Source organism: Nostoc sp. ChiQUE01b (assembly GCF_034531255.1).
Lineage (GTDB): Bacteria > Cyanobacteriota > Cyanobacteriia > Cyanobacteriales > Nostocaceae > Nostoc.
On sequence record NZ_JAVRBM010000033.1, the window covers coordinates 1 to 24,495 of the forward strand.

Annotated in this window: 15 protein-coding genes; 9 read left to right on the forward strand and 6 right to left on the reverse strand. The window is 41.1% G+C overall.

Annotated elements, in window-relative coordinates; translation table 11 throughout:
• Both RMY63_RS21050 and glyS read right to left on the reverse strand, forming a co-directional pair.
• A partial coding sequence (locus RMY63_RS21050) for a Mur ligase family protein (protein WP_322730570.1) occupies positions 1-563 on the reverse strand: 563 nt, incomplete at its 3' end.
• Between the two features lie 84 nt (positions 564-647).
• Positions 648-2,801 carry a glycine--tRNA ligase subunit beta gene (gene glyS / locus RMY63_RS21055; RefSeq protein ID WP_322730571.1) on the reverse strand — a complete coding sequence of 718 codons (2,154 nt, stop codon included), beginning with the start codon at positions 2,799-2,801 and terminating at the stop codon, positions 648-650.
• Between the two features lie 304 nt (positions 2,802-3,105).
• Here glyS and RMY63_RS21060 point away from each other — a divergent pair, with 304 nt between their 5' ends.
• From RMY63_RS21060 to RMY63_RS21070, 3 genes are all read left to right on the forward strand, one after another.
• Positions 3,106-3,684: a PEP-CTERM sorting domain-containing protein gene (locus RMY63_RS21060; protein ID WP_322730572.1), complete on the forward strand. Its 579-nt coding sequence runs from the start codon at positions 3,106-3,108 to the stop codon at positions 3,682-3,684.
• Between the two features lie 888 nt (positions 3,685-4,572).
• Positions 4,573-5,862 carry a glycosyltransferase family 4 protein gene (locus tag RMY63_RS21065; protein WP_322730573.1) on the forward strand — a complete coding sequence of 430 codons (1,290 nt, stop codon included), beginning with the start codon at positions 4,573-4,575 and terminating at the stop codon, positions 5,860-5,862.
• Positions 5,863-6,816: 954 nt separating this feature from the next.
• Entirely contained in the window at positions 6,817-8,403 is a 1,587-nt protein-coding gene (locus RMY63_RS21070) for an efflux RND transporter periplasmic adaptor subunit (RefSeq protein WP_322730574.1), read from the forward strand.
• A gap of 56 nt (positions 8,404-8,459) precedes the next feature.
• Here RMY63_RS21070 and RMY63_RS21075 read toward each other — a convergent pair whose 3' ends face one another.
• Positions 8,460-8,684: a hypothetical protein gene (locus RMY63_RS21075; protein ID WP_322730575.1), complete on the reverse strand. Its 225-nt coding sequence runs from the start codon at positions 8,682-8,684 to the stop codon at positions 8,460-8,462.
• A 391-nt stretch (positions 8,685-9,075) separates the two neighbouring features.
• Between RMY63_RS21075 and RMY63_RS21080 the strand changes: the two genes are divergently transcribed.
• The gene (locus tag RMY63_RS21080) at positions 9,076-9,234 is read left to right on the forward strand and encodes a hypothetical protein (RefSeq protein ID WP_322730576.1); all 159 of its coding nucleotides are present in this window, start codon (positions 9,076-9,078) and stop codon (positions 9,232-9,234) included.
• A gap of 130 nt (positions 9,235-9,364) precedes the next feature.
• On the forward strand, positions 9,365-10,747 hold the full coding sequence (locus tag RMY63_RS21085; protein ID WP_322730577.1) for a carotenoid oxygenase family protein: 1,383 nt from the start codon (positions 9,365-9,367) through the stop codon (positions 10,745-10,747).
• A gap of 247 nt (positions 10,748-10,994) precedes the next feature.
• Here the strand turns inward: RMY63_RS21085 and RMY63_RS21090 are convergent, their stop codons facing one another.
• Positions 10,995-11,693: a CAP domain-containing protein gene (locus tag RMY63_RS21090; RefSeq protein ID WP_322730578.1), complete on the reverse strand. Its 699-nt coding sequence runs from the start codon at positions 11,691-11,693 to the stop codon at positions 10,995-10,997.
• Positions 11,694-11,957: 264 nt separating this feature from the next.
• Positions 11,958-13,085 (reverse strand): acyltransferase family protein, encoded by a 1,128-nt coding sequence (locus RMY63_RS21095; RefSeq protein WP_322730579.1) that lies wholly within the window; start codon positions 13,083-13,085, stop codon positions 11,958-11,960.
• 516 nt (positions 13,086-13,601) lie between these two features.
• On the opposite strand from RMY63_RS21095, the gene RMY63_RS21100 reads away from it, so the two are divergent.
• Positions 13,602-19,295, forward strand: coding sequence for a Calx-beta domain-containing protein (locus RMY63_RS21100; protein ID WP_322730580.1), 5,694 nt, complete (start codon positions 13,602-13,604; stop codon positions 19,293-19,295).
• A gap of 384 nt (positions 19,296-19,679) precedes the next feature.
• Positions 19,680-20,144, forward strand: coding sequence for a helix-turn-helix transcriptional regulator (locus tag RMY63_RS21105; protein WP_322730581.1), 465 nt, complete (start codon positions 19,680-19,682; stop codon positions 20,142-20,144).
• Positions 20,145-20,371: 227 nt separating this feature from the next.
• Here the strand turns inward: RMY63_RS21105 and gatA are convergent, their stop codons facing one another.
• Entirely contained in the window at positions 20,372-21,832 is a 1,461-nt protein-coding gene (gene gatA, locus RMY63_RS21110) for an Asp-tRNA(Asn)/Glu-tRNA(Gln) amidotransferase subunit GatA (protein ID WP_322730582.1), read from the reverse strand.
• A 473-nt stretch (positions 21,833-22,305) separates the two neighbouring features.
• Here gatA and RMY63_RS21115 point away from each other — a divergent pair, with 473 nt between their 5' ends.
• Both RMY63_RS21115 and RMY63_RS21120 read left to right on the forward strand, forming a co-directional pair.
• Positions 22,306-23,658 (forward strand): OB-fold nucleic acid binding domain-containing protein, encoded by a 1,353-nt coding sequence (locus RMY63_RS21115; protein WP_322730583.1) that lies wholly within the window; start codon positions 22,306-22,308, stop codon positions 23,656-23,658.
• A gap of 202 nt (positions 23,659-23,860) precedes the next feature.
• On the forward strand, positions 23,861-24,457 hold the full coding sequence (locus RMY63_RS21120) for a hypothetical protein (protein ID WP_322730584.1): 597 nt from the start codon (positions 23,861-23,863) through the stop codon (positions 24,455-24,457).
• The last annotated feature ends 38 nt before the right edge of the window (positions 24,458-24,495 follow it).

Consider the following 24,495-nt stretch of genomic DNA (forward strand, 5'->3'; position numbering starts at 1 on the left):
GGGGATGAGGGAGATGAGGGGGATGAGGGAGATGAGGGGGATGAGGGAGATGAGGAAGAATTTACTTCCCTATCTCCCCCTACTCCCTGCTCCCTGCTCCCTGCTCCCTGGGATAGGGCAACTTCACAAGCGGCGTAGCCAATGTTACCGCAGGCGGGTGCATTTAATTCTGCTGCTTGGAAAATGGCAGCAATTAAAGCTGTGGTAGTAGTTTTGCCGTTAGTGCCGGTAATTCCTACCCAAGGTAGCGATTGTAAATTTCGCCAAGCGAGTTCCATTTCGCCAATAGTTTCAATACCTAATTGGCGTGCCTCAACTAATACGGGAATATCCCAAGGCACGCCAGGACTAACGACTATTAATTGGGGTAAATTAGCACGATTCAATTCTAGGGATTGTCCTAGTTTAACGGTTATTTGCTCGGCAGCGAGTTCTTGTTGTTGTTCTAGGAGGGTTTTGGAGGTGTTGCCATCGCTCAGCTCTACCTCCCAACCTTCCCGTTTCAACAATCTCGCCGCTGCAACACCGGACTTTCCCAATCCAATAACAGTAGCTTTGGACATAGATTGCAGCAGAGTGTCCCTGGTTAAGCACTCCCTATACTAGCGTTTCTTGGCAAAAATTACACAAGTTTTTGTTGACCTACGCTACAGATTTTTGACGATCGCACCGAAGTCAGCTAAAACACGGGCATGATTGCGAACTAATCCGAGCAGATGTAACCGATTATGCTTGACTTCTGGATCGGAGTCCATAACTAAAACGCTATCTGGGCCATCAAAAAAGTTACTAACTGCCGGAGCAATTTTTGTTAGTGCTGCTACTAACAGTTGATAATTTCGGGTCTGCTGTGCTGCTTGAGTTTGGGGCACTGATTCGATTAGCGCATTATACAAAGCTATCTCAGAGGGCTTTTGGAATAATTCTTGACGGACTACGGTTGTTGGTTCTAGCTGTTTTGTATCTAAATCACCTTGAGCGGCTAATCGTGTGGAACGGTTAACGGTTTCGTAGATGTTATCTAAGGTACTGTCGTTGCGGATTTGTTGTAAGTATAAGGCGCGATCGCGGACATCCAATAAATCTTTTAACGTCCGTTCTGTGTATTCTGGGTCGTTTTCTCCCAAAACTGCATTTACTAAGTCGTAATCAATTTGCTTTTCTTCTTGTAGTAAAGTGCGGATGCGTTGCAAGAAAAACTCTTGTAATGCTGCGGTTAATGATGCCTGGTCTTTGTGATATTTTGCTGCAAAGTCTGTTGCTATTTGCACCAACAAATCATCTAAATTTATCGGCAAATTATCAAACCAAGCAATTTTAACTACAGCATTGGCAGCACGGCGCAAGGCAAAGGGATCGGATGAACCGGAAGGAATTAAGCCTAAACCAAAGATACTCACTAAAGTATCTAATCTATCTGCCAAACCAACGATTTTACCCGTGAGTGTTTCAGGTAAGACATCATCGGCTCCCTTTGGCAAATAATGTTGATAAATTCCCTTTGCTACTTCGGCATCTTCACCACTAGCTAAGGCATATTTTTCTCCCATAATGCCTTGTAATTCGGGAAATTCATACACCATTTGTGTCACCAAATCTGCTTTACATAATAAAGCAGCTCGTTGGATTCTTTGGCTTTGATTCTCCGTTAATCCTAATTGACTGCTAATTTGCTCGGCAATTTTAACTATTCTATCTACCTTGGCACGCACCGAACCCAATTCTTCTTGGAAAGTGACTTTTTCTAACTGGGGTAAAAAGCTTTCTATTGGCTTAGTTAAATCAGCTTCGTAGAAAAATCTGCCATCAGCTAATCTGGCACGAATTACCCTTTCATTCCCTACAGCAACAATATCTGATTTCTTGGGATCAGCGTTAGAAATGGTGATGAAATTGGGCAATAATTCTTGCTCAAAACTCCCTGGTTTGAATACAGGAAAATAACGTTGATGAGTAACCATGACTTCAGTAATTACCTCAGTTGGTAATTCTAAAAATTCTGGTTCAAATTTACCAACAACTGCGGAAGGATATTCTACAAGGTTGGTTACTTCCGCTAACAAATCGGGGTAAATTACTGTATACCCGCCTAAATTCTCGGCTACTGCATTTACTTGCTCTTTAATCAGATTTACCCGTTCTTCTGGGTCAACGGTGACATAAGCAGACTTGAGGGCGGTAACATAATCAGTAGCTTGGGCAATTGTCACAGGTTCAGGATGCAAAACCCGATGACCTTGGGTCAGGCGATCGCTCTGAATCGTTTTAGAACCATTCACTAATTCTAAAGGCAATACCGTCTCATCTAACAAAGCTACCAGCCAACGAATTGGTCGGGAAAACCTGGCATCTCCATTCCCCCAACGCATTAACCGCTTACCTTCCAAACCCCAAATCCATTGGGGAATAAGTTCTGTCAATATTTCCGCCACCGGACGACCGGGAATTCTTTTTTGCACAAAGACAAATTCCCCTTTGTCAGTGGGGCGAACAGATAGCGCATCCAGTTCCACACCTTGCTTTTTGGCAAAGCCTGCTGCTGCTGCTGTCGGCTGACCATTTTTAAAGGCGGCTTGGGCGGGGGGCCCTTTAATTTCTTCTTCTCGATCTGGTTGCTGCGATGGTAGCCCTTTAATCAATACCGCCAACCGCCGGGGAGTACCATACACCTGGACACTTTCGCCCTTGAGGCTGTTTGCTTCCAGGCTTTGGGGAATGCGCTCCTGCCATTGCACTAGAGCATCACTGAGAAAACTTGCAGGTAGTTCTTCTGTACCAACTTCTAATAGAAACCCAGGCATAGGACACTGTTTTCAATTTTGCGTAGCTCAACTTTATCAGTTATTCTCAGGTGATCGCTCGTGATTTTTAGCTGAATCGGTCATTGAAGTGGACAAGGGGAAAACCCCATAATTAACAATAGACATTGTTATAGACTTGACATTTTATGCAAAACTTTATAAAAAAAGCGCTTCTCTTCATAGATTCATTACATTAGATACCGTATTTTATGCCGTATTTACCGATATAAATTTCTATCGTAAGCTTAGTGTTGATTGATGCATTGATACATGCATCATGACAATCAATTTTGGAGTTATGACCATGAAAAATATTTTCGCCAAAATCACCGCGATCGCAACACTGGTTGCTGCGATCGCGGCTGGTGCTAACAACCCAGCCCAAGCTATTGAATTAAAATTTAACTGGCAAGGTGATGCTGGTTACTCAGCAACAGGTTCATTCAGCTACGACGAAACTACAGCACCAACAATCATTTCAGAAGCTGGTAGCGGAGCAACCAACTTTTTACAATCCTTGAATGTCTCCTTCTTAGACCCATCTAAAAATCTTCTAGGAACCTATAACACCGTTAGTAGTGGAGTGTCAGAATCTAGCTTCTTCGCGTTCAATTTTGATACTTCTACTCAGACATTATTTGGCCCCTTTGATGTTGCAGGAGGGACGGGTGTAATTGGAGAATATTTCTTCCAGGGAACAGTTGGCGACTCTTTGCAATTACGTCAGGATGTCGATCAACAGGGAACGTCAATAACACTAGATCAAAATTTTGGCTCTATTCAGGTATCCAAAGTCCCTGAACCTGCTTCCCTCTTAGGTTTGCTAGCATTTGCTGGGTTGGGTGTAGCTTCAACTTTAAAGAAAAAGCAAGCCTCTTACTAAAAATTAGGGCTTTCTAGTCAGAGCTTGCCAAATTTACTGAATCTCTATTCTAGCCCTACTAGTTCAGTTAACTAGTAGGGTTATCATATAACCTCATTAGAAATATGAGTGCAATTAATTTTACTTTTACCTCAGCATTCATTACTCAGCACTCAACACTGTTTTGGTCAGTGCCTTTAAACTACTTAAAAAGTGAGATTTTCTCTAATGAATACAATACTGATGCTTGGTTAAAAATACTTCATGTGCCAGTTGAAAAGGCGGAATGAGGGTTATATGCACAACACTGAATATAATGCTACAATTCCCCAAGTGTAAATAAGTCGGTGGGAAAAAACACAACTATGTAATAAAGATAAATGAGGCTAAAACCTTTTCCTTCCTGCCTCACCTCGACTACGCTCAGTGACCACCTGCCTCCTGCCTCATCCTAACTACAAATATTTACGCCGTTCTACTTAAATTTAGGCATTAGTTTGCAAATAAACAGACCAACTATTGTCATAATCACCAGAAAATAAAGTCTATATTTATCAAGAGCTTAACCTGTTTATACAAAGTTATATTTTGATTTTTAAGTTTTTTATGCCGGACAAAAACTCTCTTTTGAAAACCACAAATCAAATTTATAAGCAATGTTTAACACATTTTTTTTAATTAAACAATTTTACCAGTCCAAATACAGCATTTGTAAATAAATAAGGTAATAAAATGCAGAGATATAAATCAGATATAAACAGTTTCTACTCTGCCTCCTGCCTCTAAACCTATAGCTTTATGCTTCATGCAAAAGAAAACGCTGTAAGCAATAAAAATAGCAGTCACTACTGGCTATTAATAAGTAATGCGATTGTCTCATGCTATCTTCACAAAATTCACAAATAGTTCATGCATATTCTGATTTATTCCTACAATTATCATCCAGAGCCAATTGGAATTGCTCCGTTAATGACTGAATTGGCAGAAGGACTAGTAAAGCGAGGTCATAAAGTGCGAGTGATTACGGCAATGCCCAACTATCCTCAGCGCGAGATTTACGATGGGTATCAAAATAAATGGTATCTTACGGAACAAAAAAATGGCGTCACAATTGCGCGAAGTTACGTCCGAATTAAGTCTAAACCTAACCTCGTGGATCGGCTGTTACTGGAGTTGAGCTTTGTTTTCACAAGCTTACCCCAAGCCTTTAAAGGTGGGCGACCAGATGTGATTATCTTAACAGTTCCGCCGCTACTAGGTACGTTACCAGCTACAACATTGGGCTGGTTATACAACTGCCCAGTAGTTCTAAATGTGCAAGATATTTTACCAGAAGCTGCTGTGCGTATCGGGTTATTAAAAAACAAGTGGATGATCCGAACTCTTGCAGCTTTAGAGAAATTTGCATATCTGAATGCACACGCTATTAGTGTGATCGCTGATGGGTTTCGTGAGAATTTAGTAAATAAGGGAGTACCTGTTAATAAAATCCTTTGTATTCCCAATTGGGTAAATGTAAATTTCATTCGCCCGTTACCGAAACAGAGCAACTCTTGGATATCTAACCATCAACTAGATGGGAAATTTGTAGTACTTTATTCAGGCAACATTGCTCTCACGCAAGGTTTAGAGACAGTAATAGAAGCAGCTGTTTGTTTACGTCATATCAAAGATATTGTCTTTGTCATTGTTGGGGAATCAAGAGCATTGCAAAGGTTGCAGGAATATTGTCTATCAAATGGAGTAGATAATGTTTTGCTACTACCGTTACAGCCGCGAGAAAAACTACCTGAAATGCTAGCAGCTTCTGATGTCGGGCTAATTGTGCAAAAGCATAATGTGATTTCGTTCAATATGCCTTCAAAAATACCACTGTTATTGGCCAGTGGTCGCCCAATAGTGGGTTCAGTTCCCGCCACTGGTACTGCTGCTAAAGCGATCGAACTCAGTGGTGGTGGGATAGTTGTTGAACCGGAGTCGCCCCAAGCAATGGCTGCGGCAGTGCATGATTTATATGCTAATCCGGCTTTAGGGACGAAGCTAGGTAACACAGGAAGACAATTTGCCGAAGAAAACTATTCCTTAGAGCAAGCCCTCGATCGCTATGAGTGGCTTTTTTCTGATATTGTTACCAACCGAAAATCAACTGTGGGTATTTTACCAAAATTCGATTCTAAGAAATCAGTTGTGGATGGTTGAACAGGATTGAAGATTTCTCACTCGTTAGCTACACAAAGAAAACCCCAATTGGGATAAATTAAATCACCCATTCGGGTGAGTTAAAGATCAACCGATCGGGTGAACTAACTGTAGGAAGTTGAGACTGCTCAAAAATAGGAATCTAGAGAACACTGGTTGATTACACACCGTTTTTGGTGAAGATAACTTGATGAAACTCGCAACTTTGATTAATAGAGCTGAATTAATCAGCGTAGGCGTAGCCCACCGTTGGCGTACTCCTGTAAAGAAGCAAAGCTACGCGTCTTGTAGAGAAGGCATCGCTCCAGACTTTTTTCTTCCTTAAGATCAATATTCAGTAATACTCAAGAGCGATAAGCTCATCTGTAACTAATACTAATCTCGTCTGCTATGTGGTTATAATGCAAGCAAGCGCTTGCAAACATTCATAGAAAACTTAGCATCAAAGACGGCACAAACTCATGCACCGTTGAGCTAGTCACCAACTAAGGTATTTGCAACGGCAAGTTTAACCACAGCGACAACGTGAGAAATTGCTCGTGTTGCTGCGGTCAATGAGGTAACTTTATTTCGTCATTTACAGAACTAAAAAGCAATTTACTAACTTGCTCTGATTACCAAAGCGATCGCTTTACAGGCAGAAGCTTTAGCTGCAACAATATGAACCATGCTTTCTCTGTGAGCTAAAGCACTGTGTTTATACTGACTAACAAAAAACTATAAATTACACTTTAAGAAATTGAACGGAGTTAAGTAATGTACAAATCAACCATAATGTGCTGAACAAAATTGGTTCATTTGAGGTGCTAGACATCATGAGCGATCGCCCAAATACCCAAACATAATTTTTCACCAACATAGAGAAAAAAGGCTAAAAAACTATTCAAATAATTAATGCTTTTTTAGCGAAGAGTAGATTGCGCAAGTCTAAATCCACAAGACGAGAAAACGAAGATGTCCCATTCTGAGTTCCCTGACTCTCCCCTTTCCATTGAAACAGAACAGTCCGCTGTTACTGATTCTAGTCAAGAATCGCAAGAATTGCCACAGCGATCGCCTAAGCCACCTCAAAAACGGCGTTGGCCCCTGATATTAGGAATCGTCTTATTAATTGCAGGTGTAGGTTTTGGTTGGCGCTGGTGGCAAACTAGTAATGCTAGCAAAGCAATAGGTGGTGCTGAAGCAAATGCCGGTCAACCTAGAGCAGTTCCGGTCAAGCTAGCGACAGTGAAAACTGAAACCGTTCAAGAAAGTTCGGAGTTTATTGGCTCTTTAGAAGCTCCACGTTCAGTAATCATCAAGCCACAGGTTGAAGGACGAATTACCGAGATTTTCATCCAAGAGGGCAACCGCGTTCAACAAGGACAAGTCATTATTAGTCTGCAAAGTGATAATGCCCAAGCTCAATTGTTACAAGCTAGAGGCTCACTGCAAGAAGCCCAAGCAAAGCTTGCTGAACTCAAAGCAGGTACGCGACAAGAAGAAGTTGCCCAAGCTAGAGCGGAGTTAGCCCAAGCCCAAGCTCGTTTTAGAGATGCTCAATCGGGATCGCAACCAGAAGAAATTGCTCAGGCTGAGGCTCAAATTCAGTCAGCTAAATCCGATGTGGAACTAGCACAGTCACGCGCCAAGCGATACGCACAATTGAGAAAAGAAGGTGCAGTTTCTCAAGATACCTTAGAAGGATATGTCAAAGAACAGCAAAGTGCTGAAGCTGCCCTGGTCGTAGCCCAGAAACGCCTAGATCAACTCCGCCAAAGCAGAAAATCTAGTATCAATGAGCTAGCTGGTGCTCTGGAACAACAGAAACAAAACTTAAGACAACTAGAAAATGGTTCCCGTCCAGAAGAAATTGCCCAAGCGCAATCGCAAGTAACTCAAGCAGCTGCCCAAGTTCAAGCTGCCCAAGTCCAACTGCAATACACAAAAGTTCTGGCACCTTTCACTGGCATTGTTGGTGATATTCCAGCAAAAGTGGGAGATTATGTGGAAAAAGCCGATCAACTCACTACACTAACTAGAAACGACTCTTTAGAACTGAATATTTCCGTTCCCGTAGATGAAGCCAAAAAATTGCGCTTAGGCTTACCCGTGCAAATGCTGGATGTCCAAGACAAACCCATAGCAAGGGGTAAAATCAGTTTTATCTCCCCAAACGCTAGTTTAGATTCGCAGACAGTTTTGGTAAAAGCCAACTTTGGTAATTCGAGAAATCGACTGCTTAATCTTCAGTCAGTGCAAACTAGAGTAATCTGGAACGAACGTCCAGGAATTTTAATTCCAGTTACAGCAGTATCTCGCTTGGGTGGAGAGACTTTTGTATTTGTGGCACAAGCGCCAGCAGAAAAGTCTAAACCTGGAGCGCCAGCTTTAGTAGCTCAACAAAAGCCGGTGAAATTAGGAGTTATTCAGGGGAATAATTATCAAGTTATCGAAGGACTAAAAGCGGGGGACAAAATTGTTGTTTCCGGCATTCTTAACTTAACCAATGGCGCTCCCATTACTCCTGAAACACAAGAAGTTGGTAGCCAGAAGCCTTAGCTGAAGAGGAAAGATCGGGGGATGGGAGCAGAAAAGCAAGAATTTTAGATTGAAATTTAATCCAAAATCCAAACAAGGTCTTCCGCTTGTGCGATCGCATGTTTTTTTAACAAAGTGTAGGGGTTTAAATCCCCGGCTTCTATCAAGCCGCAAGTGTTGTGGCTCTTGTCTTTATCCCCGTTACAACACGTAATTGCGAATGGGCGAAAAAGCGAATTGCGAATTGGTTTAACTGCAAGTGCCTTAAATAATGCTGGACTCGATGTTAAAGATATCGCCATTTTATGAAGAAAATTTAGGTTCAAAACCTCGCCCCTTGTGGCGCGAAATAATCCTTGCATCCCAAGGTAGGTAGAAACCCAACGCCACAAGGGGTGTGGCTGTATTTAATGCGTGAATTTTGAATTGATTCATTCCTGTCGGGATATAGACTATATATTTACTAACAATAGGGATACAGTAGCCTTCGGAAATATTAATAGTTCCCCTCAAAAAAGACTCTCTATAAGTAACGGTGAGAACGTTACCAAAATTGTTACACCAAGCGATGGTTTGTTCGTAACCAGTCTATCACCCGGCGTGTTCAACAATAGTGACACATTAGTTTGCGGTCTTTCAAAGAACTTTGATAATGGCGCTAGTATTGAAATACAATTATGCGTGAATGCGTGAATGCGTGACTTCCGCCTTGCGGTACTAGTTAGATTAATAAATAACGTCCTTGTATTAAGTTTACGTGCAACTACAGAAGCGATCGCTAAAAAAATATTAGATGCCTGCTTTAGCACATCCTATGATAAAGATGAATGGAACCTCCTAGAAATCAAATGAATTAAACAGCAAGAGAAAAAAGTTTAATTTGTAGATTGGTTGCAAAAATTCTACAACGCCCTCAAAAGTTTAATGTGGGCATAATGACAAACCCGAATGTACAGTAAAAATTTACAGTGAAATCAAGACAATGGTAACAATAGCAGTCAATCCCTATCTCAATGGCAATTTTGCTCCAATTCATGAAGAAATCACCACTGACAAATTGCCAGTCATTGGTGAACTACCCCCCGATCTATCCGGGATGTTTGTCCGAAATGGTCCTAACCCTCAATGGACACCCATCGGTGAATATCACTGGTTTGATGGGGATGGGATGTTGCATGGTGTGCGAATTAGCAACGGCGTAGCTACTTATCGTAACCGCTACGTCCAGACAGCTGGATGGAAAAAAGAACGAGAAGCGGGTAAGGCTCTTTGGACAGGGTTATTGGAACCACGGCAGATGAATAACCCCAACGGCCCCCGCAAAAACACTGGCAACACTGCTCTAGTGTGGCACGCTGGTCAGATGTTGGCGCTGAACGAAAGTGGTAAACCTCACACCATCAAGCTTCCAGAATTAGAAACCATTGGCGAGTACACCTACAATGGCAAGCTGGTTTCTGCCTTCACAGCCCATCCCAAGGTAGATCCGGTTACAGGAGAAATGATCTTCTTTGGCTACTCTCTGCTCACGCCACCATACGTCCAATATAGTGTGGTTTCAGCACAAGGCGAACTGTTACGAACAGTGCCAATTGACCTGCCAATAGGGGTGATGATGCACGATTTCGCCATCACAGAAAACTATACAATATTTATGGATTTGCCGCTGACTTTTAACCTTGAAAGAGCGCAACGAGGAGAACCTGTAATGATGTTTGAGCGCGATCGCCCAAGTCGTTTTGGCATTCTACCACGTCATGGTGACAACAGTAATATCCGCTGGTTTGAGAGTCGCTCTTGCTACGTCTTCCATACCCTCAACGCTTACGAAGACGGAGATGAAGTGGTACTTATTGCCTGTCGCATGAGTTCTACTACTGTTTTGAGTTCTGATGATTCGCAACCCGACCCAGAAGGAAATATCCCGCGCTTGTATCGTTGGCGGTTTAATCTCAACACGGGGACAGTGCGTGAGGAGATGTTGGATGATGTAGCTTCAGAATTTCCCCGCCTCAACGAAAATCTATTGGGGCGACAAACCCGATATGGCTACACTAACAAAATGGCGAATAGTCCCCTACCTCTATTTGAAGGTATAATTAAGTACGACTTCAGCAATGAACAGTCCCAAATCCATAAATATGGACAGGGGCGCTATGGCGGTGAAGTTGTGTTTGCACCGCGTACTGGTGCAACTGCTGAGGATGATGGTTGGCTTGTGACTTTCGTCCATGATGAGAATTCAAACACTTCAGAATTAGTAGTGGTGAATGCCCAAGATGTGACCGCTGAACCTGTAGCGCGGGTGATAATTCCTCAACGAGTGCCTTATGGATTTCATGGTGCTTGGGTTGGTGAAGAATAGTTAACTTAACACTAAATCGGCAGTTATAAACCGTGTCTACACTGACAAAACCCGCATGACAATAGTTATGAGCTTGACTTATTCTTAGTCCACGGAGGTATAGCTCCTGTTTGTGTAGACGCGATTTATAATCGCCAGGTATATTCCCCACCTTACAGCAGTTTTCAGGTATTTAGACCACAATTGAGATGAGGGAGATAAGGGAGTAGGACGTGGTGTGGTTCAATTACTTGAAAAACGCTGTAAATTATTTTTCCCTATACCCCCCAGCGTACTCAATTACACAAATTGTTCTATATAATTTGTGAGTTCCATAAGCAACACCAGACACTTTAAAAGCGCCGTTAAAAATGTTTTTTCGATGGCCGCGATCGCGCACACCATCATCAATAATTAATTGCATGACGATATCTTGAGCGGTGTTTGGGCCATAACTGATATTTTCGCCTGCAGTTGTTTGCCATTTACCATAGCGGTTGATGCGAGTAAATGGGTTGCTACCATCGCTACCATCATGACCTATAGCACCTTTTGGGCCTTGGTCTTTTACGTGGTCTTTTGCTCCTAAAGACATACCCTTAGATGCACTCAAGGCTCCTATAGGACGTGCTGATTTGAGAAATGCGATCGCTTCATCAACTGCTTTAACTCCCTCTTGAGTTCGCAAATAGGTATTATTAGAAATTTTGACTCGGTTCCCTTCAAAGCGCTTTCTATAGTTTTCCAGAATTGGGAGGTATGCTTTAGGATTTGTTCTTACCTTATTTGTTTCAACAATTACCTGTTGTTCCAATGGTGAAAGGTAACTCGCCTTTGCTAATAAAGTTGGACTAGTTTGTACTGCTGGGTTAGAGTTGGCTACAGACGGGTTAGATTGAAGCAGTTGATTTGAGCAGCCCAATATTAAGGTAATTGGCAAAAATACCCAAAAATTGATATGACGCATCGATTACCTCACAATTTTTCTATAGATTAATTTAGTGAATTAGAAGAAATAAGAATTTTCAACGCACAGATAAGTCTGTAGACGCTTCTGCCGTTAGAAACGATATCAGGACTTAAGTAAGTTTGCTAAAGAAAGCGCAGATTAACGCGCCAATAATATAGATAAAGTTGCGATTGTCTTTGTTCCTAAAGTGTTACAATCTATCACTTAATACTTGTTGTAACATTGAAAACACTAAAACGTAAATAACAACAAAAATCTTTTTTACACTTTCAGAAACCAGCGTTGCCGATACATCAGAAAACCAACAGCCCACCACAACAACACTGTGACCAAGGCAAATAACAGGGAACCATTCAGCACACCCGCCCAAGATGCGAAAAAATTCTGGTAAATCCAATTATAGGTACTGGGAGCATCTTTGCCAGTGCCAATAGTAGTTTTGACTAAAATTTTAATTAACAAAACCGATGCAACAAAAAGAGCGATCGCATTTAAGCCCATAATTTCAAAAGCTTTACTCCAGCGACGCATCAGCCGTACTTCGATAAGTTCATAACAAGCTGCTAGCAATAGTAACGCCCAACCTGTTGTAAATACTACATAAGAACTTGTCCACAGCTTTTTGTTGATTGGGAATGTCCACCCCCACGCCCAACCAATAATTAAGCAACCAACTCCAAATAATCCTAAACCGATACTTGTGCGAGACTGTACAGGTTGACTGCGTATCCATTGACCAGTGAAGTAGCCAGCGAGGACGCTTACTATGGCGGGAATAGTACTGAAAAGTCCTTCTGGATCTCCCATAAAGTTGAAACCATCACCTTTGTATAAATGTGCTTTGGGAATAATCAGACGGTCAACATAAGCACTGAAATTACCTTCTCGCGTCAAAACTCCGGCACCATATTCTGGCACTGTTACATATATCATCATTAGCCAGTAGCTAATGAGTAGCACTACTGCTAGTATCCCTTGACCTTTGCGCCCAAGGTTGAGAACAGCAAGGGAAGCCAGCAGATAAGTAAGGCTGATGCGCTGCAACACTCCCATAATGCGGATACTATTCAAATCAAAAGTCCAAATACCCTGATTCCAAAAGCCATTTAGTAGCAATCCCAAAGCAAAGAGAATAGTGGCGCGGCGCAATATCCGCCAGTAAATAGCTGAGGTTGGTTTATTGCCTTCAGTGTATTTTGACAGCGAGAAAGTCATTGCTACACCGATTATGAAGAGAAAGAAGGGAAATACCAAATCCGGTGGCGTGCAGCCGTGCCAATCGGCGTGGGCTAAGGGAGGATATACATCATCTGCGACACCCGCCATATTGACGAGAATCATTCCAGCAATGGTAATGCCACGAAAAACATCCAGTGAAGTCAGGCGCATAGACGAAATTTTGTGTTAGATGAGTATTTAAGTTACCCAGGTTGATGAAGGTAATCAAGCAAAATTTATCGGTCTACTTGCCAAATATAGTTTTTCATCAAGGTTCTTGCCCATACTATCTTGTACAAATTAGAAGTTGCGATCGCATCCAGACCAAAGTCTTAGCTATCCAAAAAGTATTGTTAGCATCATAACTATTAATAAAGCTAGATATACTCAAATTTCAGTCAATCTATTGTTATTTTAAGTGTAAATGCAGTTGTCTTGTCACTAAACTTAGTATAAATTGCTATAAACAAAAGCTGCGACTAAAAAACAGCTAACTTTATTCAAGGCGTGCTTGCTTATATAACAACTAAAAATATTGCGGTTTTGTCTCATTAGATAAAAGGTTTAATTACCGATTTAATTTGGGAATGAAAGCGAATGCATAGTCATTCACTTTCTATTTTGTTATGCACGCTCAATATTACCAAGCTAACTAAAGCTAAAAAATTATATTTAAGGACAATAATTATGATAAACCTGCCAGAAAATCATCACCCTAAAACCAGAAATAAGTCTACTATAAAATTAATAGAAGCAAGCAGAAATATTGTTTTTATAGATCCAAAAGTTATAGATTACCAAAGTTTGGTATCTGGTATCGCACTCGGCAGTGAAGTTGTTATTCTTGATCCCAATAGAGACGGTTTAGCACAAATAACCGAGTTTCTAACAAAACGTGAATCTAATTCAGTTCAATCAATTCACATTGTTTCCCACGGAAGTGTAGGAAGTTTGCAACTAGGGTCAATCAACTTCAACCTTAGCAACTTGGATAGTTACAAAAATCAGTTACAAAAGTGGACAAGTGCTTTAACTGAGAAAGCTGACATCCTACTTTATGGCTGTGATGTAGCCAGTGGTGAAGGCACAAAATTTGTGCAACAAATTAGCCGAATTACTGGAGCAGATGTTGCCGCTTCCAATAATAAAACTGGAAGTGTAGCTTTAGGTGGCGACTGGGATTTAGAAGTGAAGACGGAGAAAATTGAGGCTTCCCTAGCATTTAAACCGGAAGTAATACAGGCTTACAAATCTATTTTACCAGCTAGTTTTACTGGTACATACTCTCAAAACTTCAACACATTAGCTGCTTTCGGAACATCTATTGCTTGGAATAATGATTCAACTATTTCAGGCTGGTATTCCACAAGAACAAATTATATCACTGGTTTTGGCACTAATAATACAGGTGCAATGTACAGTTTTGGTACAACCACAGAACGGGCACTTGGTTCTGTCGCTTCTGCTAATACAGGAACTATTTATTATGGGTTGCGCCTCCAAAATAATACAGGTTCACCAATTACTAAGTTGCAAGTAAGTTACACGGGTGAGCAATGGCGTAATGGTGGCAATACATCGCAGCAACAGCTGAAATTTAGTTATCAAACTGGGTCAACTCTCACAAGTTTAACAACAGGAACATGGACACCTGTCACATCGCTAGATTTCACTGGGCCAATTGCAACTGCAACCGCAGGTTTCTTGAATGGCAATCGAGTTGTGATAACGCCTGTAATATTTAACTTAGCTACCCCAATAGCTAACGGTGAAGAGATTATATTGCGTTGGGAAGACATAGATGATGCAGGGAACGATCATGGTTTAGCGATTGACGATGTATCTGTCAAAGTAGATGGCACGACCTATATAGTAACTAACACTAATGACAGCGGTGCTGGCTCCTTAAGGCAAGCTATTATCAATGCCAATAACGATCCCGGAATTGAGACAATCCTCTTTGACACGACTGGAATATTCGGTGATGCTACCCCCGACATCATTACCCTCACTTCTGGGGAATTGGATGTTACTCAAGCAGTCATTATTCAAGGAACTGGAGCTAATAAACTTACTATTAGTGGTAACAATACTTCCCGTATTTTTAATGCCAGTGCCTCCCTCTCAATTGATGGATTGAACATAACTGGGGGAAATGCAGCAAATGGTGGCGGCATTTACAGTACTAGTAGTGTCACAGTCAGCAATAGTACTTTTTCTGGCAACACCGCCAACAGTAATGGCGGCGGCATTTACAGTAGCAGTAGCGTCACACTCAACGATAGCAGTATTTCTGGCAACATAGCGAACCTTGGGGGAGGCATTTACAGTACTAGTAGTGTCACAGTAAACAATAGTACTCTTTCTGGCAACACCGCCAACAGTAATGGTGGCGGCATCTTCACAAACGGTAGCAGTACTAGTGTCACCATAAGCAATAGCACTATTTCTAGCAATAGAGCAAAAACTAATGGTGGGGGCATTTACAGCAGCAATGCCACAGTCAGCAATAGCACTATATTTGGCAACACCGCTGATAGTGATAACAATACCCAAGGTGATGGTGGCGGCATTTACAGTAGCAGTAGCGTCACACTCAACGATAGCAGTATTTCTGGCAACATAGCGAACCTTGGGGGAGGCATATACAGTACCAATGTCACAGTAAACAATAGTACTCTTTCTGGCAACACCGCCAACAGTAATGGTGGTGGCATCTTTAGCAGTACTAGTGTCACCACAAGCAATAGCACTATTTCTAGCAATACAGCAAAAACTCATGGTGGCGGCATCTACAGCAGCAATGCCACAGTCAGCAATAGCACTATATTTGGCAACACCGCTGATAGTGATAATAATACCCAAGGTGATGGTGGCGGTATTTATAAATCTGGCGGCACGGCGAGCATCAGCAATAGCATCATTGCTGGCAATATTGACCCAGGTAATCAAGGAGTCGATGTCTATGGTAATAACTTCAATAGCAATGGTTACAACCTGATTGGCAAAATTACTGGTAAATCATCCGGGACTCTGGGTACGGGTACAGATATTATTAACCCCAACCCCGGACTCAAACCGCTAGGAGATTATGGTGGTTCTACACAAACTCATGCTCTATACTTTAACAGTCCTGCCAGGAATGCTGGCGATCCGGCTTACAGTGGTGGCTTAACTACCGATCAGCGCGGCACGGATTTTGACCGTATTGAAAGCGGGAGAATTGACATTGGAGCATTTGAATATGTACTTCCAAAAGTCAACTTTGGTGCTGCTACGTACAATACAACAGAAGGTAGTACTGCCACTACAGTAACTGTTTCTGTTACCTTAGATGCTTCTCCCGAAACTGCTGTCACAGTTCCTATTGTTGTCAAAAGCAATAGCACCGCTACTAGTGGCAACGATTACACTTTTTCCCCCACTACCATTTCCTTTACTGCTGGGGCAACAGGCGCAAATTTAACAAAACTAATTACTTTTACTATTAACCCAGACGATTTACCTGAGAATGCAGAAACAGTTGTACTCAACTTCGGCACGCTAACAGGGGCTGATTTGGGAACAATAACTGAAACTACTCTAAATATTGCTGCTAATGATGCGATTCAATATGCAATTTCCACTCCCACCTTAACTTTAACTGAAGGTAATAGCGGTACTCAAGCTGTTAGCTTCACAGTTACTCGCAGTGGTGGTATTGGCGTGGCTAGCACCGTAAATTATGCTTTTGGCGGTGCGGTAACTTTTGGCAGTGACTATAACAATATTCAAGTTACGGGTGGAGGAACTGCTGCATCTGGTACTTTAAGCTTCGCTGTTGGGGAAACCACAAAGACAATTACAGCTAATGTTTTGGGTGACAACACATTTGAACTCAATGAAGACATTACTGTTATCCTGAGCAATCCCAACCTCACAACTGCGCCGACAAATTCCACAATTACTAACAGTTCGGCTACAGTAAACATCATCAACGATGATAGCCAACCAACTATTAGCATTTCGGATGTCTCTGTTTCTGAAGGCAATACAGGCACAACAAATAATGCTAACTTTACTATTACTCTCTCCAATGCTAGTTATCAGCCGATTAGTGTAAATTACAATACGAGTGATGGTACTGCTAAAGTTGCTGACTCTGATTACAATTCGGCTTTAGGGACAATTACTTTCAATCCTGGCGAAACCAGTAAAACCCTTAGCATTGGTGTTGTAGGCGATAAGAAATTTGAAACCGACGAGACATTTTCCGTCAATCTTTTGACTGCGACAAATGCCGCGATCGCAGATAGTTTAGGAGTTGCTACCATCATTAATGATGACAGCCAACCAACTATCAGCATCTCGGATGTTTCAGTTATTGAAGGCAATACAGGCACAACAAATAATGCTAACTTTACTATCACTCTCTCCAATGCCAGTTATCAGCCGATTACTGTAAATTACAACACGAGTGATGGCACTGCTCAAGTTGCTGACTCTGATTACAACTCTGCTTTAGGGACAATTACTTTTAATCCTGGTGAAACTAGCAAAACTCTTAGTATTAGTGTCATCGGTGATAACAAAGCTGAAACCAACGAGACATTTTCTGTCAATCTTTTGGGTGCGACAAATTCCACAATTCTTGATAGTTTAGGAGTTGCTAACATCATTGATGATGACAACCAACCAACTATCACTATCTCGGATATCTCTGTTACTGAAGGCAATACAGGTACAACAACTAACGCTAATTTTACTATCAGTCTTTCTAATCCTAGTTCTCAACAGATTACTGTAAATTACAACACGAGTGATGGCACTGCTCAACTTGCTGATTCTGATTACAACTCTGCTTTTGGGACAATTACTTTTAATCCTGGGGAAACGAGCAAAGTTATTAGTATTGGCGTCATAGGTGATAACCAAACTGAAACCGACGAGACATTTTCCGTCAATCTTTTGACTGCGACAAATGCTGCGATCGCAGATAGTTTAGCAGTTGCTACCATCATCAACGATGATAACCAACCAACTATCAATATCTCAGATGTTTCGGTCACTGAAGGCAACATAGGTACAACAACTAATGCTAACTTTACTATCAGTCTTTCTAATCCCAGTTATCAGCAAATTACTGTAAATTACCACACGAGTGATAGTACTACTGATGCTGCTGACTCTGATTACAATTCGGCTTTAGGGACGATTACTTTTAATCCTGGTGAAACCACTAAAACCCTTAGCATTGGTGTTGTAGGCGATAACAAATTTGAAACTGACGAGACATTTTCTGTCAATCTTTTGGGTGCGACAAATGCTGCGATCGCAGATAGCTTAGGAGTTGCTACCATCATCAACGATGATAATCAACCAACTATCACTATCTCGGATGTCTCAGTTTCTGAAGGCAATACAGGCACAACAAATAATGCTAACTTTACTATCAGTCTTTCTAATCCCAGTTATCAGCCGATTACTGTAAATTACAACACGAGTGATGGTACTGCTAACGCTGCTGACTCTGATTACAATTCGGCTTTAGGGACGATTACTTTTAATCCTGGCGAAACCAGCAAAACTCTTGGTATTGGTGTCATAGGTGATAACAAAACTGAAACTGACGAGACATTTTCTGTCAATCTTTTGGGTGCGACAAACGCCGCGATCGCAGATAGTTTAGGAGTTGCTAGCATCATTGATGATGACAACCCAACAACTGTCAGTATCTCGGATGTCTCAATAGCTGAAGGTAACACAGGCACAATAACTAATGCCAACTTTATCGTCACTCTTTCCGCACCGAGTTTGCAGCAGGTTACTGTTAATTACAACACAAGTGATGGCACTGCGAAAACTTCTGACTCTGATTACAACCCTGCTTCCGGGACGATAGTTTTCAATCCTGGCGAAACCAGCAAAACTCTTGGTATTGGTGTCATAGGTGATAACAAAGCTGAAACCAACGAGACATTTTCTGTTAATCTCTTCGGTGCTACAAACACCACAATTACTGATAGTTTGGGAGTGGCTACTATCACAAATGATGACGAACCTCCAGCCATTAGCATTGCAGATGTATCAGTCAAAGAAGGCACAACAGGGATGACAACTAATGCTAATTTTGTCGTCACTCTCTCTAATGAATTTTATCAAAGGGTGATTGTAAATTACAGTACGAGTGATGGTACCGCTAAAGAATCTGACTCGGATTACAATTTTGGGCTGGGGACAATTATTTTCAACCCTGGCGAAACTAGCAAAGTTATTAGTATTGGCGTCAGAGGTGATAATAAAGTTGAACCCAATGAAACATTTTTTGTCAATATCTATGGTGCAGCAAATGCCATATTTAATAATAACCAAGGAGTTGGCACAATCAAGAATGATGACTAATTGTGATTGAGCAGAACATTAGCGATCGCTGCAATTATCCCAGCCCAGAGTAATCGTTAGGAAAATACTTATATTATAAGTTGCGCCTTGTGAATTTTAGCGTCCAGCTTTTTGTTTTTAAAGTATTAATTATGACAATATTTGTATAGCCGTAGTCAGATAGGTTAGGACATAATGACAAACGTGAAAGCTAGGAATAGTAATAGTTTTACCTCTTGCCTTCTGCCTCCTGCTATACTTGTTTGTAGTTGGAATAGCATTTTAAAATACAGGATTAAGCCATTCTCAAAAAAATTTATCCAAAAATCAAATATTCAGTAAAATTACGTATGCAGATTGAAGTCTTCTCAATGAAAGTAGAATTAGCCCATACAGGAGAAGACCGTGACGCTCTTAAATGAAGCTCAAGTAGAGCAATTAAAGGAAATAACCACACGCTTGCGACAAGTCAGACAAGAAAAATCTATCCGTATAGAAGAAATAGCCTCTCAGACAATGCTTCGAGTAGGTATTTTGCAAGCTTTAGAAGAAGATCGATTTGAAGAATTGCCTGAGCCAATTTTTCTTCAAGGATTCATCCGTCGTTATGGAGATGCTTTAGGGCTGGATGGAAATGCTTTATCGTACAGCCTTATAACTAATGTTGTCTGTCAAGACTCCAAAAATGCTCGTAATAATTCAGACAACAAACAAAATACATACATACCTCTTATTCTGATTTATCTTTTATTATTGGTTGGTGCATCTGTTGGTCTTCTTCATATACTTAATCCACAGCTTACAGCTGAATCCCTGACTCCAGAAGACAATAATCAACAGTCAATAGTCAGTAATCAAACTAACAAATGACCAAAAAGTTAAAGGAAGTGGAGAGACGCGATTAATCGCGTCTGTACCGAGTAAAAGAAAAGAATTAAACCAATTCGCAATTCGCTTTTTCGCCCATTCGCAATTACGTGTTGTAACGGGGATAAAGACAAGAGCCACAACACTTGCGGCTTGATAGAAGCCGGGGATTTAAACCCCTACACTTTGTTAATAACCAATGACAAATGACCAATGACAAATGACAATTTTCAAGATATTTGCGGTTTACGCAGATGCCAAGTAGTAGATTGCTCATAAGCATAAGCTACCTGAAACAAGAGGTCTTCTCGCAGCACATTGCCAATTAGCTGTAATCCTATCGGTAGCCCTTGATCGTCAAAACCACATGGCAAACTTAAACTGGGTAAACCAGCAAGATTTACAGGAATAGTCATCAAGTCAGTTAAATACATACTCAAGGGGTCAGTAGTTTTTTCCCCTGCTTTGAATGCTGTAGTCGGAGATGTGGGACAAACTAACACATCAACCGCGTCAAAAGCCTTTTCAAAGTCTTGCTTAATCAAGGTGCGGACTTTTTGCGCTTTCAGGTAGTAAGCGTCATAATAACCAGCCGAAAGGGCATAGGTGCCAATCATAATCCGGCGTTTAACTTCTGTACCAAAACCGGCTGCACGGGTACGAGTATACATTGATAGCAGATTATCTGCATCAGGAGCGCGATACCCATATTTAACGCCATCGTAACGAGCTAGGTTTGCTGATGCTTCTGATGGGGCGATGATGTAGTAGGTGGGTAAACCATAACGAAAGCGGGGACAAGAAATTATATGAATTTCCGCTCCCAAACTTTGTAGTTGATCTACTGCTTTGGTAACAGCTTGTTCCACTACAGAGTCTAAACCTTCACCAAAAGTTTCTTTAATGATACCAATTCTTAGCTGACCTCTGGGTTTGAAGTTTGGTTTTAAATTAGCAGCATAGTTAGGAATGGCAACTTTCAGGCTGGTAGAGTCTTTGGGATCGTAACCTGCGATCGCACTTAATAATATTGCGGCATCTTCTACCGTATTTCCAAATGGCCCAATTTGATCCAAAGATGAAGCGTAAGCTACCAAACCATAACGAGAAACCAAACCATAAGTGGGTTTCATTCCCACTACACCGCAGAAAGATGCAGGTTGCCGAATCGAACCGCCAGTATCAGAACCAAGAGCAACTACACATTCTTGGGCCGCCACCGCCGCCGCCGAACCCCCCGAAGAACCACCTGGAACTCTTGACAAATCCCAAGGATTAGCCGTGACTTGATAGGCAGAGTTTTCTGTGGAACTACCCATTGCAAACTCATCCAAGTTGGTTTTACCGAGCATTACTGCCCCAGCATCTGCCAGTTTTTGCGTCGCTGTTGATTCATAAGGCGGCACAAAATTTTCCAAAATCCGGGAGGCGCATGTGGTAGGAACTCCCTTAGTACACATATTGTCCTTGATACCCACAGGAATGCCCGCTAGCAGCCCAATTTCTTCTCCTGCGGCAATTTTGGCATCCACAGCACCTGCCTGCTCTAATGCCCGATCTGCCGTCACATATAAAAAGCTGTGCAATTTCGGCTCTAACGCTTGAATGCGCTCTAAAGCTTCTTGGGTAATTTCAACGGCAGAACGTTCTTTTTTAACCAGCTGTTGGTGCAACTCGCGGATGGATGCCATGATTGCTCTCTTTGATGACTCAAGTCATTGATTCTAGTACATATTGGTCAAAATTGGGTATTAGACCTCTTGCAAAAGTCCCCTAAACCCCACCCTCAGCCCCTCCCCGCTTGCGGGGAGGGGAGACTTTGACGTAAGTCAAAGGCGGGGTGGGGTTCTTATTTTGGATTTATGCAAGAAGTCTATTGGTTATTGGGCATTGGGCATTGCTTATTCTCCTCTGCTTTCCATTCCCCATTCATTTGACAAAGCGGATTAATATGTATTGAAATGTGTTTAATAAATTTTGAAAAACAGCAAATACATGGCTATCAACCGTCTGTTGAATAGTTTGCCAAAGTTTTCTACATTGACCACTTTTGTGTAAGAGTATAGCAGTGTTTTCTAATGATATAATTTTGTATTACCACCTTATTAATACTACAAACTTCATAATTTTATCAATTCCACAAAATTTTTCGAGGTAAGGTAGGATGATAAAAATAGCCACACGTAAATATTTAGGCAAACAAAATGTTTATGACATTGGGGTTGAGCGTGACCATAATTTTGCAATCAAAAATGGCTTAATAGCTGCTAATTGTTTCAATAAATCTCATTCTACAGCCTATGGTTATGTAACTTATCAAACAGCATATTTAAAAGCTAATTACCCGTTGGAATATATGGCGGCACTGTTAACAGCAAACAGTGGTGATACCGATAAGGTACAGAGATACATTACTAACTGTACAAATATGGGCATTTCCATAGATCCGCCAGATATTAATCGTTCTGGCGTTGATTTTACGCCAACAGCAGGTAAGATTCTGTTTGGATTTTCGGCGGTGCGTAACGTGGGACAAAATGCGATCGCTTGTATTTTAGAAGCGAGAAAAGAGACAGGAGAGTTTAAATCACTCGCTGATTTTTGTGATCGCGTCGATTTGCGTGCTGTTAACCGCCGAACCCTGGAGTCGTTGATTTACTGTGGAGCCTTTGACAAAATTGAATCCAACCGCCAACAGTTAATTAACGACTCAGAATTAGTGTATGATTGGGCACAATCTCGTGCGAAAGATAGAGCTAGTGGTCAAGGGAATCTATTTGATTTATTGGGCGACGGCTTTTCTTCGACTCAGAATCAAAGAGCAAGTAATGCCTTTGAAAATGCTCCAAAATCTAAACCTATAATGGATTTTACCCCACAGGAAAAGTTACAAAAGGAGAAAGAATTACTAGGCTTTTATGTATCAGATCATCCCCTGAAATCCTTACGGCAAATAGTACCACTTTTGACTCCAATTAACCTTTCCCAACTGGCAGATCAAAGAGAAGAAACGAGGCTTTGTGCAGTTGTGATGTTAAATAACGTCAAAAAAGTGGTGACAAAAAAAGGCGATCAGATGGCAATCTTGCAAATAGAAGACCTAACTACACAATCGGAAGCTGTAGTTTTTCCGAAAACTTATGAACGTATTAGTTCCATACTCCAAGTTGATACTAGATTGATTATTTGGGGAAAAGTAGATCGACGTGACGAGCAAACTCAATTTATTCTTGAAGATGCAGAACCAGTGGAAACAGTACAAATGGTGATGGTGGAGTTAAATCCCCAGCAAGCAGGTAATATGGATTACTTACATCGCTTGAAAACAATTTTACAAGACCATTCAGTAGACAAAGAAAAGGCAAAAATGCCAGTGATTGGAATTATCCAAACTGAAACTGATCGTAAACTTGTTCGCTTAGGTTGGCAATTTTGTGTACAAGATTCTCGAATAACTGTTCAAGCTTTGCAAAACGCCAGTTTTCCTGCTCATATAAAATCCCTGACTGGTAGCTGACACCAGAAGTGAAAAATCCACCAATACTGAAAAGCAAGTTAAAAATTAGTTTTATTGACCTGTCAACAGTAAATTACCTTAAGTATTCAGGATTTTAATCGTTTTTTTAGTTACTTATGCGGATGATAATTTCCTTTAGGTAGTGGTATCTTTTTATGCTAACACCCTGAAGGCTGCGACCGGGGGAAGGAGTTATAACTTGATGATCGTAAATGAGCTACATAGATTTGTTTCATACTGTAAAAAAATTCAACCCCAAACTCACGATGACATTCAAAAATTTTTTGAAGGAGTAATATTATTTCCTTATGATAAGGAACTTCTATTGCAAGCTTATTTATTTCTGAATATTAAAGAATTGTTTCCCTCGTGCGCTGAATTGCTGTTATTTGAAAAGTCTCCAATTTCAGATTATACAGATTTAGGAAAGTGCGATTTTGTCTTCCTGACTTTTAAAGGTAGTCTGTTTTTAATTGAAACTAAGTTTATTGATACAGAAGCAACTGGAGCAACAGAACGAAAAAGAAGAAATAAGCATAGAAACAAGGTATTTGAGCAAGTTATTACTTTAAAAGGTCGATTTAGCGAATATTGGAATATGAGGCTAGATCAATTAGAGTGCGGGGTTTTCACAACAGATGCAGAAGTTGCTTGGCGAGGAAATGATGTGAATGTCACATCTAAATCAATATCTATAGATAAGCTCGAACAATGGCGAAGAAGTTATCACAGTAGGGAAAAATTTTTATCTCATCAAGATGGGTCAAAGTTTGAAAAGAAGGTGAATTTGAAAGGTTGAACTAAGACCCAAATATAGTTATTACCCTGAATGGTGTA

Bases quoted from the DNA above. Each gene is read 5' to 3' on its own strand.
- gatA (WP_322730582.1), bottom strand. From the start codon at position 21,832: ATGGCATCCATCCGCGAGTTGCACCAACAGCTGGTTAAAAAAGAACGT.
- RMY63_RS21070 (WP_322730574.1), top strand. From the start codon at position 6,817: ATGTCCCATTCTGAGTTCCCTGACTCTCCCCTTTCCATTGAAACAGAA.
- RMY63_RS21085 (WP_322730577.1), top strand. From the start codon at position 9,365: ATGGTAACAATAGCAGTCAATCCCTATCTCAATGGCAATTTTGCTCCA.
- glyS (WP_322730571.1), bottom strand. From the start codon at position 2,801: ATGCCTGGGTTTCTATTAGAAGTTGGTACAGAAGAACTACCTGCAAGT.
- RMY63_RS21075 (WP_322730575.1), bottom strand. From the start codon at position 8,684: ATGGCGATATCTTTAACATCGAGTCCAGCATTATTTAAGGCACTTGCA.
- RMY63_RS21060 (WP_322730572.1), top strand. From the start codon at position 3,106: ATGAAAAATATTTTCGCCAAAATCACCGCGATCGCAACACTGGTTGCT.
- RMY63_RS21090 (WP_322730578.1), bottom strand. From the start codon at position 11,693: ATGCGTCATATCAATTTTTGGGTATTTTTGCCAATTACCTTAATATTG.
- RMY63_RS21120 (WP_322730584.1), top strand. From the start codon at position 23,861: ATGATCGTAAATGAGCTACATAGATTTGTTTCATACTGTAAAAAAATT.
- RMY63_RS21095 (WP_322730579.1), bottom strand. From the start codon at position 13,085: ATGCGCCTGACTTCACTGGATGTTTTTCGTGGCATTACCATTGCTGGA.
- RMY63_RS21100 (WP_322730580.1), top strand. From the start codon at position 13,602: ATGATAAACCTGCCAGAAAATCATCACCCTAAAACCAGAAATAAGTCT.
- RMY63_RS21080 (WP_322730576.1), top strand. From the start codon at position 9,076: ATGCGTGACTTCCGCCTTGCGGTACTAGTTAGATTAATAAATAACGTC.
- RMY63_RS21115 (WP_322730583.1), top strand. From the start codon at position 22,306: ATGATAAAAATAGCCACACGTAAATATTTAGGCAAACAAAATGTTTAT.
- RMY63_RS21065 (WP_322730573.1), top strand. From the start codon at position 4,573: ATGCATATTCTGATTTATTCCTACAATTATCATCCAGAGCCAATTGGA.